We start from the raw sequence: 15176 nt of genomic DNA on the forward strand, positions 1-15176 counted from the left end.
AGTCCCTTCCTGCGTGGCCACGGAACTCCACACGCAGGTATGTCACTCTCGGCGTCCACGTACCGCGCCGGGATGAAGTATCGGACCGGCCGGAGCCGGGCGGCGATCAGGTGGGCGCTTCGGAGCGGGTGAGTCCTTCGGCGATCAGGATCCGGTGGGCCTGCTGCGCGGCGGAGACCTGCGCGGCGTCGGGCGGTCGGCCGCCGGAGAGTTCTTCCATGCTGCGGGCTAGTACCGCCACCGCGTCGGTGAGTGCCCGTAACCGGCTGTCCAGTTCGTCGAGACGAGACGCTTCCGGGTGCGTGACCGCGGTCGCCTGCTCCGGCATGGTGCCCGCGAGGTCGGCTCCGCGCAGCACGGCCCGCAGATTCTCCGGCAGCAGCGCGAACACGTGATCGAGCTGGCCGGGCGAGAACAGGTCGGCCAGCGCTTCGGTCACCGCGCCCGCGAGGGCGTAGGCCTCATCGCGGGAGACGCCCGCTTCCCGCGCGAACTGGTCGAGGAAGGACGGCACGTCGTGCGGGTAGGGAACGTGTGCGGGCACCCAGCCCTCGTAGAAGATCCCGCGCAGGAGTTCGGGCAGCTGGGCGCTCAGGTGCGCGGCCGCGTTGACACCGATGCGGTCACGCACCGTGTGCAGCCAGGCACGCAGTGCGCGGTGCGCGAAAGCGCGGTCTTCGGTGGCGAGTTCGTCGGTCAGAGTGCGCAGCCACTCGTGCGCGGTGTGCACCGCGGGTGCGAGGGGGTCGCGGTGGTAGCTCATGACGTGTGCCTTTCACGGGTGGATCGTGGTCGAGGTGCCATCTCCACGCTGCTCGTCCCATCCCGGGACCGGTGAGAGGACTCGTACCCGCACTGACGGGACCATGGTCACCCCGATACCGATCACGTCCGCGCGGGCGTCGAATCGCGCAGCGTCGCCAATGCGGCGGTGAGCTGTCGCCGTAGCTCCCCGGCGTCGGACCGCAGCCCCGGCGCGGCGGTGACGCAGACCAGCAGTTCCGGGTCGGCGACCTCGACCTGGGTGCCGGCGCCGGTCGACCGCACCACGACACCGCACGAGAACATCGCCCCTGCGTGGCGGTCGGCCAGCAGCGCCCGGTGGGTCAGCCGCGGGTGACAGACGCTCAGCAGCACGTAGTTCTCGATCTGTTCGCCGATCTGCTCGCGCAGCGTGGCCCGCAGGTCGATTTCGGCGAGCACCACCAGTTCCGCGGCCCGCAATGCGTCCCTGGTCCTGCGCACCGTCTCATCGAAAGGCGCGTCGAGGTGGACCGCGACGGTGGCGACCGGGGCTACGGGCAACCGGATCTCGGTGAGCAGGCGCCGAGGGTCGGTGACCTCGTCCGGGCCGACGAGGTAGGCCTCGGTGGGCGGGCCGATCGGCCGGTAACCGCTGTCGCGCAGCCATTCCCGCAGCGCCTGATACGCCGCCCCGAGGTCGCGGTAGCTGCCACGGTGGCAGGTACGGGCGACGAGGGTCCCGGGCAGGACGACTACCTGTGCGCCGGAACCGGGCCCGAGGTTGGGCGCGGGCTCCACGGCGACGCCGAACTCCACCGGGACCGCGTCGCCTCCGGGCGGGTCGTCGCGGAAGGTGATCGTCGGCGCGCCGCTGGCGACCAGCCCGGCCCGCCGCACGATGCGGGTCACTTCCCGCATTCCCTCGGCGATGTCCTCGCCGAGCAGGCCCGGGTCGGCACGAAGCCCGCGTGCCATCCGCAGCACCGTTTCCGGCGCCGACTCGACCAGGGCGATCTGGTATTCCACCGTGTCCTCCTCGATTCGTCGTACATGCGTCGGCGCGGGCCGGTCGCCTTGGCGTCGGTGGACGCGGGTTTCACCGGGAGCCGGTGACGGTGAAGACGTCCGTGACCGGTCGCCGGGGCGTCGGCGGGATCATGTCGGCGTCGTCGGGCGCGGTGCCCACACGCAGCAGCACTTGCGGTGTCGCCGGGCGGGGAACCAGGCCCGCGAGCAGCCCCCGGGTCGTCGGCAACTCCGTGATATGGGTGAGCGCGCAGGTCGCAAGGCCCGCGGCGGTGCATTCCAGTAGCACGGCCGACAATGCCTCGCCGGTGCGCAGCCACCGCAGCACCGAATCTCCCTCGGTGCCGAGCAGCACCAGCCGCGCGCGATCATCGAGCCGCGCCCGTCGCATGGAACGCGGCGCGGGCGGGAATGCGCGCCCGACTCCCACCCGAGCGAACTCCGCGTCGGACACCAGCGCGGAGGTCGGCACGCCTTCCAGCGTCTCGGAACGTCCGGTCCACCACTCCAATTCGGTCTGGTAGAGCAAGTCGTGGTGGCGCAGCGCGCCGATCTGTTCGGAAGCGGCGGCGAGCCGAGGCCGGGCGCTGTCGTCGAGGACGTCGAGTTCCACTTCGTGCGGGGAGGTGAGCATCCGCAGCCGGGGCAGCAGGTCGGCGAAGCCCCGCGGTTCGGTCATCGGCAGCCGGTCGGTGCGGCGCCGGTCGATGGCGCGTGCGCGGGCATGGATCCCCTCGGGCGGGTCCGTCCAGGGCCGGAATTCGATCACCGCGAGATGGTCGGGCCGCTGCCGGTCCGGCACGCGCACCGTGTCGGTGTGCCAGCCTCGGTCTGCGAAGGCGGTCCGGGCGTGATGCAGCACGGCTCCGCAGCTGATCACCAGTTGCCGGCCGTGCGGGTCGGTCGACGGCAGCAGCCGGTCGGCGTCGGTGTAGAGGTGCAGGCGAGTGCCGTCGAACACCCACCTCCACGGCTGGGTGTTGTGTACCGAAGGCGCCCTGGTGGCCAGCCGCAGGGCGGCGAGGATCACCCGATGGTCGGGTACCGAGAGGGCGGGTGCTTCGTCGTTCGCGGTCATGGTTCCAGTCTTCGCGGGATCGTGCCGGGCGAACACGGGCGTTCCGCCCGCCACGCAGGGTCCTTGGTCACCGTCGTTGCCGCGGTCTCGGCGTGGCCGGTCTACTCCTCGGTCTCCGCCACCCGCCCACGCAGGGTCGTCACGCCCCACCACAACAGCCGCAGCGCGAGACCGGCGTAGATCACGACGGCGAAGTACACCAGGCTCGCGCCGTAGTCGCGGGCCCACGCAGGTAGCAGCACCACCAGTGCGACCAGCATCCCGAGCAGCATGATCGAAGCGAGCACCACCGCGGGAACCGCCAGCGGCGCGGCATCCGGGTCGGGTGCTCCACCGGGTGGGCGTGGGGGTGGACGACGGGGTGACATAGCACACAGCTTGCTCACGCGGCGGTTGCGGCGGGAGGGTACTGCTGCCCCGAAACGTGGGGGCGAACGTCCCGACGTCGGGATGCCCTCAGTCCACCTCGCTCGCCGGACCGGACATATCGAGGATCTCCGCGAGCGGGCGGCGCGGCGTCTGCGGAGCGTCCTGCCCGGAATCGGGCGCCGACCCGACCCGCACGAGCACCTGCGGCAAGCCGAAATTGCCGGTCAGCGTGCGGACCAGCGCACGGCTCTGCGGAACCTCGGTCAGGTGGGTCAGCGGGCAGGTCGCGTACCCCGCGAGGGTGCACTCCAGCAGCACCGTGGACAGCACTTCACCGCAGTGCACCACGTCGTCGGGGGAGTCGCTGTCGGTGGAGAGGACCAGGATCACCGAATGATCGTCGGCGACCTCATCGCGCCGCTCACCGGTGACGGTGGGGAACTTCCGGCCCACGCTCACCCGCTGCCGTTCCTGCTCGGAGATCAGCGACTCCTTGGGCACACCGGCGTCGGCTACGACATGGCCTGTCCACCAGTGCAATTCGGCGTGGTAATCCGGGTCGTAGCGGCGCAGGGACGCGGTCATCTCCGATGCGCGAGCCAGCGTGGGGCGGCTGTCGTCGTGCAGCACGCTCAGCGTGGCGTCGGTGGGATCGAACGTGCTGCGCAGCACGGTTTCGAAATCCGGCCATCCTGGCGGCGCCGCGAACGGCAGCCGGTCGGTGCGCCTGCGCAGGATGGCGTCGGCGCGGGCGCGGTCGCCGTCGGTCACGAAATGGGCCCGATGGAACGTGAGGGTGGCCAGATGATCGCGGCGATTCGGATTGGGGAGGTGGGCGACGAGGGTGCGCCAGCCGGCAGCGGACATGGCCGCGCGCAGATGTCCCAGCGCGACACCACAGCTGATCAGCATCTGACGTCCGGTGGTGTCGGTCGCCGGGAGGCGGCGTTCGGGTACGGCGAACAGCCGCAGCGCTTGGCCGTCGAACGTCCAGTGCCAGGGCTGGCTGTTGTGCAGCGACGGCGCCCGTCCGGCGAGGAGGACGGCCTTCTCGATGGTTTCTCCGGTGGGTAGCTCGTTCATATGGCCGACGGTAGGTCGCCCGCGCCCAGGGGAAAACAGTCGTTGGTCCCGGATCTCGCCGCTGGTGGACCCCACCTCAGGCGGTTGTCGCGGACTTTCGTCCCTGGCCTCGGTCAGCGGTGCGCCCATCTTTTCGCCGCCGTATGGTCGTGCGTGGGGATGACCTCGATCTCCGCGGGCAGGCGGTGCAAGCGGTGGATCGCGGCGAAGGCGGCGGATCGGTCGTGGTCGACGAGAAGCCCTGGCAGTGGGGGCTTTTCGCGCAGCAGCGCGATCTGCTCCCGGCGCCAGACGGCGTCGCCGGCCAGCAGCACGGTTCCACCGTCGTCCACCGCGAGGACGAGACCGATGCTGCCGGGCGTGTGGCCGGAAAGATCCACCGCCAGCACCGAGCCGTCGCCGAAAAGGTCGTGGCTGCTGGAGAAGGTGAGAACGGGAGGTCCGTCGAGGTCGATGGATGGCGTCGGCCGGGAGCCGAGCGGCTCGGCGACTCCCATGGGAGCCGTCTCGGGGTCGGTCGCCCATGCCAGTTCGGCCGTGGTGGCCCGCAGCGCGAGGGAGGCAGGCAGGTCCAGCAGTCCGGCCACGTGGTCCCAGTGGATGTGCGTCGCGATCGCGAAGTCGATCGCGTCGACGGGGACGGCGGACATCGCGAGCGAATCTGCGAGGCCCACAAGTGATGTGCGCGGGGCGACGAGATCCCGATAGGGGCGGCGCAGCTGCGGCAGTATGCGGGAGTGCACGTCGGCGCACATCGCCGGATCGACGATGAAACGAGCCTGGGGATGTTCGACGAGAAAACTGGTCATCGCGATCGCCACCTCGGGCGGACGCAGCGCTCCTTCGATGACTCCGTAGGCCGGAGCGGGCCGCACACCGTGGACCAGCGCGGTCAGCCGCACCCTGGCTCGCGCCGGGGGCAGCCCCGCGTTGGCGAGCGTGTCGAGCAACTGCGTGTCGCGAAGTCGCGGTCGCAGCGTGCGCCACGGCATCGACATCCCGGCGACGCAACACGACCACCACGTCCCGGCAGCACCCGTCCGCGCCGTCAACGGTCCCGCTGATGGCATCCCCACACCGGCCCCTTCCAGCCCGGTCGGCAGCGGCGGCCGACGAACAGCTTTCTCAGGCGAACCACGATGTTAACTCAGCTTCCACCAGTGGACCGGTGCCCGATCGCGAAGCTCGGCACCGTTGCCCGACGCGAGCGGGTGCGGCGTTGGGAACATCTCGCGCCCGGGCACCGTGACCGCCGGGTGCGCGCGATGATGGAAGGGTGCGCACCCGCTTCCACGAGCACCTCGAGCAACTCGCCGACCAATTGCGAGCGATGTGCGTGCGCAACCGGGAGGCCATCGCGATGGCCACCGACGCCCTGCTCGGCGCGGACCTGGAGTTGGCCGAGCGCACTATCGACTACTGCGCCGAAACCGTCGCGATGCGCGACGGCGCCGAACACGCCGCGGTCACCCTCCTCGCGCTCGAAGCTCCCGTCGCGGGAGAACTGCGGCGGGTGGTGACGGCACTGCAGTTGGTCGACGACCTCACCCGGATGAGCACGCTGACCGAGCACATCGCCGACACCGCCAGGCGCAGGCATCCCGCCGACGCGGTGCCGGAACCGGTGCGAAATCTGGTGACGCACATGGGCGAAACGGCCGTGGACCTCGCCGATGCCGCGGTCGGCGTGCTGACCACCGCCGACCCCGGCGACGCCGCCGACCTCGATGCCCGTGACGACACCATGGACGATCTGCACCGCGACCTGCTGGCGGCGATTCTGGCCGAAGGGTGGGACAACGGCACCGCCGCCGCCGTCGACGTCACCCTGCTCGGCCGCTATTACGAACGCTTCGCCGACCACGCCGTGGAGGTCGGCCGCCGCACCCTCTACATGACCACCGGACGCCGGGACGAGGCGCTCCAGCTCCGCGAAAGGTAAGCGCCCGTAGCGGATCCGCTGCGCTCGACAGTGCCACCGGCCGGGACGAGGGGTGACCGGAACGATCCAGGCCGGCCCCTTGGAGGGACCGGCCTGGATGTCATCGGATACCGATCAGGCCAGATCGAACCGATCGTTGTTGGCCACCTTCACCCACGCCGCGACGAAGTCGTCGACGAACTTGGCCTCGGCGTCGTCCTGCGCGTACACCTCGGCCACCGCCCGCAGCACGGAGTGCGATCCGAAGATGAGGTCGTTGGCCGTCGCCGTCCACTTCGGCGCACCGGAGGAGCGGTCGAAGCCTTCGTAGACGTTCTCCGCCGACTCCGACGCCTTCCACTCGGTGTTCTGGTCGAGCAGGTTGACGAAGAAATCGTTCGTCAACACACCCGGCCGGTCGGTGAACACGCCGTGGTCGGTGCCGCCGTAGTTGGCGCCTAGAGCGCGCAGGCCGCCGATGAGCACGGTCAGCTCAGGAGCGGTCACGTCCAGCATGTACGCCCGGTCGAGCAGCAGGCGCTCCAGCGGCGCCTTCTCACCGGCCCGCACGTAGTTGCGGAACCCGTCGGCCCGCGGCTCGAGCACCGCGAACGACTCGACATCGGTGTTCTCCTGGGTCGCGTCCGTCCGTCCCGGCGCGAACGGGACCGTGACGTCGTGGCCCGCGTCCTTGGCGGCCTTCTCGATCGCCGCGGACCCGGCCAGGATGATCAGGTCTGCCAGTGAGACCTTCTTGCCACCGGAGGCCGAACTGTTGAAGTTCTGCTGGATCTGCTCGAGCACCGGCAGCACCTTGGCCAGCTCGTCGGGCTCGTTGACTTCCCAGTTCTTCTGCGGCTCGAGCCGGATGCGGGCGCCGTTGGCGCCGCCGCGCTTGTCGGTGCTGCGGTAGCTGGCCGCCGAGGCCCACGCCGTCTTCACCAACTGCGCGACCGAAAGGCCGGATTCGAGCACCTTGCTCTTCAGGTCCGCGATGTCCGCGTCATCGATCAGTTCGTGATCGACGGCGGGCACCGGGTCCTGCCACAACTGCGGCTCGGGAACCCACGGGCCGAGGTAGCGGCTGATCGGTCCCATGTCGCGGTGCAAGAGCTTGTACCACGCCTTGGCGAACGCCTCGGCCAGCTCCTCGGGGTGATCCAGCCAGCGGCGGGTGATCTCCCGATAGATCGGGTCCTCGCGCAGCGCCAAGTCCGTGGTCAGCATGGTCGGCGTACGCGCGGGACCACCGAACGGATCCGGGATGGCGCCTTCGCCCGCGCCGTCCTTCGGCTTCCACTGCCAGGCGCCCGCGGGGCTCTTGGTCAGCTCCCACTCGTAGCCGTACAGGTTCTGCAGGAAGCCGTTGCCCCACTTGGTGGGGGTGGACGTCCAGACGACCTCGAGGCCGCTGGTGATGGCGTCCTTGCCCTTGCCGGTGCCGTAGGCGCTCTTCCAGCCGAGGCCCTGCTGTTCGATCGGAGCGCCCTCCGGCTCGGCGCCGACCAGGCTCGCGTCACCGGCGCCGTGGGTCTTGCCGAAGCTGTGGCCGCCGACGATCAGCGCGGCGGTCTCCTCGTCGTTCATCGCCATGCGGCCGAACGTCTCGCGGATGTCGCGCGCCGCGGCCACCGGATCCGGCTGTCCGTTGGGACCTTCCGGGTTCACATAGATCAAACCCATCTGGACGGCGCCGAGCGGGTTGGCCAGCTCGCGGTCACCGCTGTAGCGCTCGTCGCCGAGCCAGGTGTCCTCCGGACCCCAGAAGACCTCCTCCGGCTCCCAGATGTCCGGGCGGCCGAAGCCGAAGCCGAAGGTCTTGAAACCCATCGACTCCAGCGCCACGTTGCCCGCGAAGACCAGCAGGTCGGCCCAGGAGATCTTGTTGCCGTACTTCTGCTTGACCGGCCACAGCAACCGGCGCGCCTTGTCCAGGTTGGCGTTGTCCGGCCAGCTGTTCAGCGGCGCGAAACGCTGCGCACCCTGACCGCCGCCGCCGCGGCCGTCGGAGATGCGGTAGGTGCCCGCGGCGTGCCAGCTCATTCGAATGAACAGGCCGCCGTAGTGGCCGTAGTCGGCGGGCCACCAGTCCTGCGAATTGGTCAGGACCGCCGCGACGTCGGCCTTGAGGGCGTCGACGTCGAGTTTCTTGAACTCTTCTGGGTAGTTGAAGTCCTCTCCGAGCGGGTTGGACTTGGACGTGTGGGCGTGCAGCACCGAGACATCGATCTGCTCCGGCCACCAGTCCTTGTTGCTGCGGGGACGATGGTCCGTCTTCGCGGTGGGGGACGGGATCGCCGGGTTCTCGCTCTCGCTCGCGCTCTGCGTCTTGGTGTCAGGATTGGGCGGGCGGCTATCGGATGACACAGCATTCCTTCCTGAATGAGTGATGGGACTGCGATCACGAATGTGATCGGGAAGCCTGTGTTTCGACACAGTCGGGGCACAGGCCCCAGTAGATGACCTCGGCCTCGTCGATCGAGAAGCCACTGTCATCGGACGCGGTCAAACAGGGGGCGTCGCCGATGGCGCAGTCGACATCGGCGATCACCCCGCAAGCTCGGCATACGACGTGATGGTGGTTGTCGCCGACCCGCGATTCGTAGCGGGCGACGGACCCGGACGGCTGGATACGCCGGACCAGGCCGGTGGCGGTGAGCGCGTTCAACGAGTCGTACACCGTCTGATGGGACACCTCGGGCAGAGCGGATCGGACGGCGCGGATGATCGACTCCGTGTCGGCGTGTGGATGGTCGTGCACCGCGCTGAGCACCGCGACCCGGGGACGGGTCACGCGCAGCGAAACTCCTCGCAGCATCTGCTGGAATTCCGAGGCCGTTGGCATGCACGGAAGTCTCGTCCGTTTTCTGGAACGAGTCAAGAGTTTGTTTCGAAGTCGCGCTGTGCTAGCGGTTGCCCCGGAGGGGCCTCGGGGACTGCCGGGCAGCGTACCCAGTGGGGCGCGAGGCGCGGGCGCGTTTGCGCGATCCGATCGTGCCGGGGCCCCTCCGGCTACGGACGGGCAACCCCGCGGGCTCCCCGCGCCGCGGTCGGGCAACCGATCAGGGGCGAGGGTTCGTACGGGTCCATCGCCCGCGTTCCCGGCCGCCGGCCGCGGCGCAGCGGCGGCAGGTCGCGATTCGGGATCACGGCCGGAAAACGGAGCGGATGCAGCCTTCCTTCTTGTGCTTGAAGATGTCGTAGCCGTATACCGCGTCGTCGAGCGGCATGTCGTGGGTGATCAGGTACGAGGGGTCGAGATCGCCCTGCTGGACGTAGTCGAACATGCGGGGGACGAATCGCTGGCCGTATTGCTGGGCGCTGCGGATGGTGAGGCCCTTGTTCGTCACGATGCCCATCGGGAATTTGTCGGTGAGGCCGTAGACGCCGAGCACCGAGACGATTCCACCTTTCCGGCACGCGAGAATCGCTTCCCGCAACGGCGTCGCGCGATCCGTTTCCAGCCGCAGCAGTTGTTTGGCCCGATCGTAGAGCTGCTGAAGTCCGGTACCGTGGCCTTCCATGCCGACGGCGTCGATGCAGGCGTCCGGGCCGCGACCGCCGGTGCTCTCGCGCAGGAATTCCTGGACGCTGTCGACGGCGGTGTAGTCGATCGTCTCTGCGTCGAATCGCTCTTTCGCCACGCGCAGCCGTTCGGGAAAACGGTCGATCATGAAAATCCGGTCGGCGCCGAGTAGTCGAGCGGTGTGCCCGGCCATCAATCCGACGCCACCGCTGCCCCACACCGCGACGGTGTCGCCGGGGTGGATGTCACAGAATTCGGCGCCCATCAGGCCGGTCGGCACGGCATCGGACAGGAAGAGCGCCTGTTCGTCGGTGATACCGTCCGGTATACGGAAGCAGTTGGTGTCGCCGAAGGGGACACGAACATATTGCGCGTGCGAGCCCTGATAACCCCCGAAGGGGTGGGTGTAGCCGTAGATTCCGCCGGTCGGGTAGCCGAGAATCGGTTGCTGCACGGCGGCGTTGGGGTTGGTGGTGTCGCACAGGGAATACAGTTCGTGGTCGCAATACCAGCACGACGAGCATCCGATGAAAGACGGAACCACGACCCGGTCGCCGACGGCGGTTGAGGTGACTTCGGCTCCGGTTTCCACGACTTCGCCCATGAATTCGTGTCCGAAGACGTCGCCTTCCCGCATTCCCGGCAGATATCCGTCGATGAAATGCAGATCGGACCCGCAAGTGGTGGTCAGGCGGACCTGGACGATGACATCGTGCGGATTGACCAGCACCGGGTCGGGGACGTTTTCCACGGCGAGGTCGTCGACGCCGTTCCAGCACAGCGCATGCATGTCTCCTCCTGTTCACCGAGCCGAAGAGCGCGCGCTCGGATTGTGGGCCAGGGTGGGCATTTCGCCGGTCTGCAGCCGGGCTCGAGCACGGTAGAGGGCGGTGAACATGCCCGCGCCGGTCAGCAGGTCGGGCAGCGGGGTCTTGGCTCGCATCGTCACCTCGGTGCCGAGATCGCGCGGTGCTTCCCGGAAGCTCAGTTCGATTTCGAGACCTCGGCTTCCGGAAGGGGCGTCCTGGTCGTCCGCGCCGACGAACCGGAAGTGCCCTTCGTCCTCGCGCAGCGTGGTCTTCCAGGTCGTGCGTCCATCGGCGCCTGCGTACAGCGTCCATTCGTAGATGGACGGTGCGGGCGATGCGACCTCGGCGACGTCGCCGAGCACGTCGGACAGGTTCGCCGGGTCGCGCCAGAACTGTTCGACCTCGGCGCGTGGCCGGGCGATGGTTACGGTCTGGCTGCCCGAGTAGCTGCTCGCGGACTCGATCACCCGCCCCACGAGATCGCCGATCAGGTGTCTGGTGTCATCGATGTAGTGCATGGGCCCTCCTCTCGCTCTCCGTGGTCGCAAGCCACCCGGCACACACGAGAAGCGCCGTGCCCTGCGGTCCGGCAGGAACTCTCTCGCCAGCGGCTACCCGCGACCGGGAACGCCAAACCGTTCCCCGCCGACTCCGGCGGCATCCGCTCGCGCCGCAGCGCCGCCGATCATCTCGATCGGCTGATCTCGGCCTGCTTCGCGGCCAGCCGCGCGGTGAATTCCGGCGATTCGAGCGAGGCGAGCTGCGGCGCGATCTCGGCGTCGACGGCGTCGGCGTGCGCGTCGAGGCTCGCGGTGCGGCGCATGGTGCGTTTGGTGGTGACGAGCAGATCGCGCGGCGCTTCGCCCGCACCAGCGGCGAAGTCGATCGCTCCGGCGAGCAGCGCGTCGTGATCGCCGTCGATCACCCGGTGCGCCAATCCGGCGGCGAGCGCGGCCTCGGCGTCCAGGATCTCGCCGAACAGCGTCATCGCTGCGGCCCGTTGCGGTCCGACGGCGCGTTGCAGCATCCAGGTCATCCCGCCGCCGGGATGCAGGCCGAGCCGCAGGAATCGCGCGTCGAACCGGGCGCGCGGACCGGCGATCCTGACGTCGGCGGCCAACGCGAGATTGAGTCCGGCGCCGACGGCGGCTCCGCCGACCGCCGCGATGGTCGGCAACGCGCAGCGCGCGATCGCGAGGAACCCGTCGTAGATCGCCCGCAGTCCCTCCTCGCGGGCCGCGCCGAGCGCGCTCAGATCGGCTCCCGCGCAGAAAGCGGGCGGCGTTCCGGTGACGACGACCGCGTGCACGCCGGTATCACCCTCCGCCGCGGCGACCGCGGCGGCCAGACCTTCCGACAGCGCCGGTGTCAACGCGTTGCGCCGATCCGGGTCGTGCACGGTGATGACCGCGACCTTGTCCTGCCGCTCACTGCTGATCTCCGCCATGACCGGATCGTAGGCGTCGGCGGCGTCCGTGAGACGCCGGGGCGCGTGCGGGCCTGTGGCTGCGCGTCGAACCTTCTCGCGTTCAGTCCGCGTCGAGCACCTTGCGGGCACGGTCGTAGTACTCGCGCCGCTCCGCAGCACCGTTCGTGCCGCCGTTGATCGATCTGCCGATCGCGCCGATGTCCGATTCGTCGGCCTGATCGTTCAAGTTCTCGGCGTCCCAGAACCACCCGGCGGTGGCGAAGGCGTACTTCGGATCGGCGGCCAGCTCGCGATCACCGACGAAATCGACACCGAGGGCCTCGCTCGCCTTCCGATAGTTGTCGCGGCCGGTCAGCTGCAACGCGCCGCGGCCGTGGAAGCGGGCTCCGTCGCCGGGCTCGGTGTTGCCCAAGCTGCGGCCGACGCCGGACTGCGGCCCGTAATTGCGATCGAAATATCCGTTGTCCCCGTATTCCTCGAGCGTTTTCAGGTCGTCGGTTTCCACCGCGAGCTGGGCGAGGAAGGCGGCTTCCCGCTTCGGCGAATCTATCCCGTAGTCGCGCATCGCCTGGTTGAGGTAGGGTAGATATTCCCGCAATTTCGCGCGCGAGGTGCCGGGAAATATCCGTTCCAACTGTTCCAGGGTCAGTGGTCCCAGCGTCCCGGCCCGGTCGGCGTTGTGCCCGGCCACCGCGGCGAACTTCGTCTCCACCCGCACGAGCGTCGCGACGACTTCGGTCAGCAGCGCCTTCTCCTCTGCCGGCAGCAATATCATCGCGCGGGCCGAAACGACGACGGCAGCGGCTTGCAGCAGCGGCGCCAGACGGGCCGCCTCGTCTCTGATCGTTGTGATCAACTCGGTGTTGTCTTTCGCGACGTCGCCCACCTTGGCGGAAACCCCAGTGGCCTGGGCTTTCAGATCGGTGGCGAGCCGGGCCAGCTTTCCGGACTTCTCGTTGTAACGCGTGGTCACGACGGACTTGTTCGCCACGTCGTACAGGTCGGCCTCATCGAGCAGGACGATCAGGTCGGGGATGTCCTCGGTGTGTCCGCTGCCGAGTTGGTCGACCATGAGATCGAGGGCATTCCGGGTGAACTCGACGACTTCCCGCAACGTGGCGGAGGCTTGGGGTGGGGCGATGAGGCTCTCGATCTGTTCGCGGGCATCGGCGATCGCCGAGGACGCCGCCGTGGTCGATTTCGCCCCCGGCACCTTGGCAGGCAGTGCGAGCAGACCGTAACGCGCCCGCCCCCAGGGATCCGCCGCCAAAGGGTCGTACTGGGAGCCCATGGCCACGATCTTTTCGCATGCTCGGCTTCGGCGTCCGTCGATGTGTCCCCAGGCGTGACGACGCGGCCTGCGCACGCACCGTGGCGAGGGCGCCGCCGATCGGGCGGCGCGGCTCGGCGCAAGTGGCACGCAAGAATCCGCAAGAGCCGAGCAATGTCGCCGCCGCACAGTGGTTTCCATGAACGCGGCGGCCGAATTGCAGCGCAGCATCCGCACCGTGACCGGAGTCCCGGTGGTCGTCACCGCCGTGCATTCGGCCACCCGCTTCACCGACAACACCCGTCAGGTCCCCGATTACCGCAAGGGCCGGGTGCTGCTCGCCGGCGACGCCGCGCACGTGCACTCGCCGTTCGGAGGCCAGGGCCTGAATCTCGGCATCGGCGACGCGGTCGACCTGGGCTGGAAGCTGGCCGCCGAGGTGCGCGGCTGGGCGCCCGACGGCTTGCTCGACACCTACACCGCCGAACGGCATCCCGTCGGCGCCTGGGTGCTGGAGTGGACGAGGGCGCAGGTCGCGTTGATGCGCACCGACATGCGCAGTCGCGCCCTGCGCGCCGTCGTCACCGAACTGCTCGCCTCGCGGGACGGAGCGACCGGCGTGTTCGAGCGCATCTCCGGTGTCCGGCACCGCTACGACCTCGGCGGGACCCACCCGCTCGTCGGGAAGGTCACTCCCGACGTGGAATTGGCCGACGGCACCCGCCTCGGCGCGCATTTCACCGGAGCCGAGGGCGTCCTGCTCGACCTCGCCGATTCCGCCGACCTGCGCTCCCGCGCCGCGGGGTGGTCCGGGCGGGTGCGCGTCGTCACCGCGAAAGCCGCACAGCCGCGCGAGCTTTCGGCGCTCCTGGTGCGTCCCGACGGTTGTGTCGCCTGGGCTGCCGACGGCGGCGACCTGGACGGTGTCGAGGAGTCGCTGGCCCGTTGGTTCGGCGCTCCCGCCTGACCTCCGCACCGACCGTGCCGTACCCGGCGAGCGCCGGGCCGCGGTCAGCTCAGCAGCCGTTGTTCCAGTTGCGCGAGGACGGCTCGGTTGCGCTGCGCGTCCAGGGCGAGCGCGGCGGCCCAGACGTGCGCCGAGATGACTCCGGTCTGGACGCGGTCGATCCAGTCGTGAATGGTGCTGCGCCGATCGAGGGTGTCGCTGTCGAAGGTGATCGGTTCGAGCTCCGGCAGATGCACATAGCGCAGCTGGGTGATCTCCCTTCCGCGGGCGTCGAAGATGCTGGCGGCCCAGACTTCCTCGGGAGTGGAGTCCGGCGCGGTGGTGCCGGTGTCCGGTTCGTTGTCGATCCCGTGCACGACGGCGTCCGCGGCGGCTTGGTGGGCCAGCCCGAATCCCCAGAGGCGGCCGTGCATCCCGGTCATCATCCGTCCGGCGATGTCCAGGATCGGGGAGCCCGCGACGGTGGGGCTGTCATTGGGTGAGAATTCCGCGAAGCCCGCCGCGCTGGTGCTGTCGTCGTCGCCGGTGCCGGTGAAACCCCAGATGTGCACGAGGCCGGTGTCGCTGGTCGGCGCTCCGCTGCGGCGCGTGATCATGGCCGGCAGCAGGATGTCGATGACGGATCGGGCCGGATACCGGATCGCCGGTACGGTGTCCGAACGACGTGTGCTGGTGTTGCGCTTGTGGTTCCGGCGGCCGGACATGAGCGTCTCCGTCGAAGTGTGGTTGCGGACAAGACATCGACCCGGTGGTAGTCAGCGCTGTCAGTGTAGATAGATCGACCGGTGACGTTGTCGACAACAACACATACTCGTGCGCGCCGGACGCCAGGTTGCCCTGCCCCGCCGACCGCGCGCGGTGCACCGGCTCGCCGCATGCCGTGGGCTGTTCGCCCAGGTGGCGGCAGGCGGCGGACGGTTCAGCGGTCGGATCTCCCGGTGCGGCGCCGGCATC

The 15176-nt window shown here is 69.2% G+C and carries 15 protein-coding genes; 2 read left to right on the forward strand and 13 right to left on the reverse strand.

What is annotated here, in order from left to right; genetic code table 11:
- Positions 1-106 precede the first annotated feature (106 nt).
- The 6 genes from NB3_RS27310 to NB3_RS27335 all read right to left on the reverse strand — a co-directional run bounded on the left by NB3_RS27310 (position 107) and on the right by NB3_RS27335 (position 5298).
- Complete coding sequence (locus NB3_RS27310) at positions 107-763, reverse strand: DUF2267 domain-containing protein (RefSeq protein WP_067809096.1); 657 nt, start codon at positions 761-763, stop codon at positions 107-109.
- A gap of 122 nt (positions 764-885) precedes the next feature.
- A complete protein-coding gene (locus NB3_RS34545; protein ID WP_084823723.1) occupies positions 886-1770 on the reverse strand; it encodes a DUF302 domain-containing protein in 885 nt (294 codons plus the stop codon).
- A 70-nt stretch (positions 1771-1840) separates the two neighbouring features.
- Positions 1841-2848, reverse strand: coding sequence for an Acg family FMN-binding oxidoreductase (locus NB3_RS27320; RefSeq protein WP_067809230.1), 1008 nt, complete (start codon positions 2846-2848; stop codon positions 1841-1843).
- 101 nt (positions 2849-2949) lie between these two features.
- Positions 2950-3216: a hypothetical protein gene (locus NB3_RS27325; RefSeq protein ID WP_157112034.1), complete on the reverse strand. Its 267-nt coding sequence runs from the start codon at positions 3214-3216 to the stop codon at positions 2950-2952.
- A gap of 88 nt (positions 3217-3304) precedes the next feature.
- Positions 3305-4300 carry an Acg family FMN-binding oxidoreductase gene (locus tag NB3_RS27330; protein ID WP_067809100.1) on the reverse strand — a complete coding sequence of 332 codons (996 nt, stop codon included), beginning with the start codon at positions 4298-4300 and terminating at the stop codon, positions 3305-3307.
- A 113-nt stretch (positions 4301-4413) separates the two neighbouring features.
- Entirely contained in the window at positions 4414-5298 is an 885-nt protein-coding gene (locus tag NB3_RS27335) for an MBL fold metallo-hydrolase (protein ID WP_244892108.1), read from the reverse strand.
- A gap of 278 nt (positions 5299-5576) precedes the next feature.
- On the opposite strand from NB3_RS27335, the gene NB3_RS27340 reads away from it, so the two are divergent.
- On the forward strand, positions 5577-6242 hold the full coding sequence (locus NB3_RS27340; RefSeq protein ID WP_067809105.1) for a phosphate signaling complex PhoU family protein: 666 nt from the start codon (positions 5577-5579) through the stop codon (positions 6240-6242).
- Between the two features lie 114 nt (positions 6243-6356).
- Here NB3_RS27340 and katG read toward each other — a convergent pair whose 3' ends face one another.
- The 6 genes from katG to NB3_RS34550 all read right to left on the reverse strand — a co-directional run bounded on the left by katG (position 6357) and on the right by NB3_RS34550 (position 13276).
- Positions 6357-8588, reverse strand: coding sequence for a catalase/peroxidase HPI (gene katG, locus NB3_RS27345; protein WP_067809107.1), 2232 nt, complete (start codon positions 8586-8588; stop codon positions 6357-6359).
- Positions 8589-8622: 34 nt separating this feature from the next.
- Positions 8623-9066 carry a Fur family transcriptional regulator gene (locus NB3_RS27350; protein ID WP_067809109.1) on the reverse strand — a complete coding sequence of 148 codons (444 nt, stop codon included), beginning with the start codon at positions 9064-9066 and terminating at the stop codon, positions 8623-8625.
- 301 nt (positions 9067-9367) lie between these two features.
- Positions 9368-10537 carry a zinc-dependent alcohol dehydrogenase gene (locus NB3_RS27355; RefSeq protein WP_067809111.1) on the reverse strand — a complete coding sequence of 390 codons (1170 nt, stop codon included), beginning with the start codon at positions 10535-10537 and terminating at the stop codon, positions 9368-9370.
- A 12-nt stretch (positions 10538-10549) separates the two neighbouring features.
- Positions 10550-11074 carry an SRPBCC family protein gene (locus tag NB3_RS27360; protein WP_067809114.1) on the reverse strand — a complete coding sequence of 175 codons (525 nt, stop codon included), beginning with the start codon at positions 11072-11074 and terminating at the stop codon, positions 10550-10552.
- A gap of 167 nt (positions 11075-11241) precedes the next feature.
- A complete protein-coding gene (locus NB3_RS27365) occupies positions 11242-12003 on the reverse strand; it encodes an enoyl-CoA hydratase (RefSeq protein WP_067809116.1) in 762 nt (253 codons plus the stop codon).
- Between the two features lie 82 nt (positions 12004-12085).
- Entirely contained in the window at positions 12086-13276 is a 1191-nt protein-coding gene (locus NB3_RS34550) for a glycoside hydrolase family 19 protein (protein ID WP_169810755.1), read from the reverse strand.
- 178 nt (positions 13277-13454) lie between these two features.
- On the opposite strand from NB3_RS34550, the gene NB3_RS27375 reads away from it, so the two are divergent.
- Positions 13455-14222, forward strand: coding sequence for an FAD-dependent monooxygenase (locus NB3_RS27375; RefSeq protein ID WP_084823725.1), 768 nt, complete (start codon positions 13455-13457; stop codon positions 14220-14222).
- Positions 14223-14266: 44 nt separating this feature from the next.
- Here the strand turns inward: NB3_RS27375 and NB3_RS27380 are convergent, their stop codons facing one another.
- Positions 14267-14926, reverse strand: a complete 660-nt coding sequence (locus tag NB3_RS27380; RefSeq protein WP_067809118.1) for a hypothetical protein — start codon at positions 14924-14926, stop codon at positions 14267-14269.
- Between the last annotated feature and the right edge of the window lie 250 nt (positions 14927-15176).

It is taken from the genome of Nocardia beijingensis NBRC 16342 (genome assembly GCF_001612785.1).
In the GTDB taxonomy this organism is placed as follows: Bacteria; Actinomycetota; Actinomycetes; order Mycobacteriales; family Mycobacteriaceae; genus Nocardia; species Nocardia beijingensis.

Excerpts from the sequence above, each read along its gene's own strand:
- NB3_RS27350 (WP_067809109.1), bottom strand. The coding sequence starts at position 9,066 with ATGCCAACGGCCTCGGAATTCCAGCAGATGCTGCGAGGAGTTTCGCTG.
- NB3_RS27320 (WP_067809230.1), bottom strand. The coding sequence starts at position 2,848 with ATGACCGCGAACGACGAAGCACCCGCCCTCTCGGTACCCGACCATCGG.
- NB3_RS27310 (WP_067809096.1), bottom strand. The coding sequence starts at position 763 with ATGAGCTACCACCGCGACCCCCTCGCACCCGCGGTGCACACCGCGCAC.
- NB3_RS27355 (WP_067809111.1), bottom strand. The coding sequence starts at position 10,537 with ATGCATGCGCTGTGCTGGAACGGCGTCGACGACCTCGCCGTGGAAAAC.
- NB3_RS27330 (WP_067809100.1), bottom strand. The coding sequence starts at position 4,300 with ATGAACGAGCTACCCACCGGAGAAACCATCGAGAAGGCCGTCCTCCTC.
- NB3_RS27380 (WP_067809118.1), bottom strand. The coding sequence starts at position 14,926 with ATGTCCGGCCGCCGGAACCACAAGCGCAACACCAGCACACGTCGTTCG.
- NB3_RS27335 (WP_244892108.1), bottom strand. The coding sequence starts at position 5,298 with ATGTCGATGCCGTGGCGCACGCTGCGACCGCGACTTCGCGACACGCAG.
- NB3_RS34550 (WP_169810755.1), bottom strand. The coding sequence starts at position 13,276 with ATGGGCTCCCAGTACGACCCTTTGGCGGCGGATCCCTGGGGGCGGGCG.
- NB3_RS27325 (WP_157112034.1), bottom strand. The coding sequence starts at position 3,216 with ATGTCACCCCGTCGTCCACCCCCACGCCCACCCGGTGGAGCACCCGAC.
- NB3_RS27375 (WP_084823725.1), top strand. The coding sequence starts at position 13,455 with ATGAACGCGGCGGCCGAATTGCAGCGCAGCATCCGCACCGTGACCGGA.
- NB3_RS27365 (WP_067809116.1), bottom strand. The coding sequence starts at position 12,003 with ATGGCGGAGATCAGCAGTGAGCGGCAGGACAAGGTCGCGGTCATCACC.
- NB3_RS27360 (WP_067809114.1), bottom strand. The coding sequence starts at position 11,074 with ATGCACTACATCGATGACACCAGACACCTGATCGGCGATCTCGTGGGG.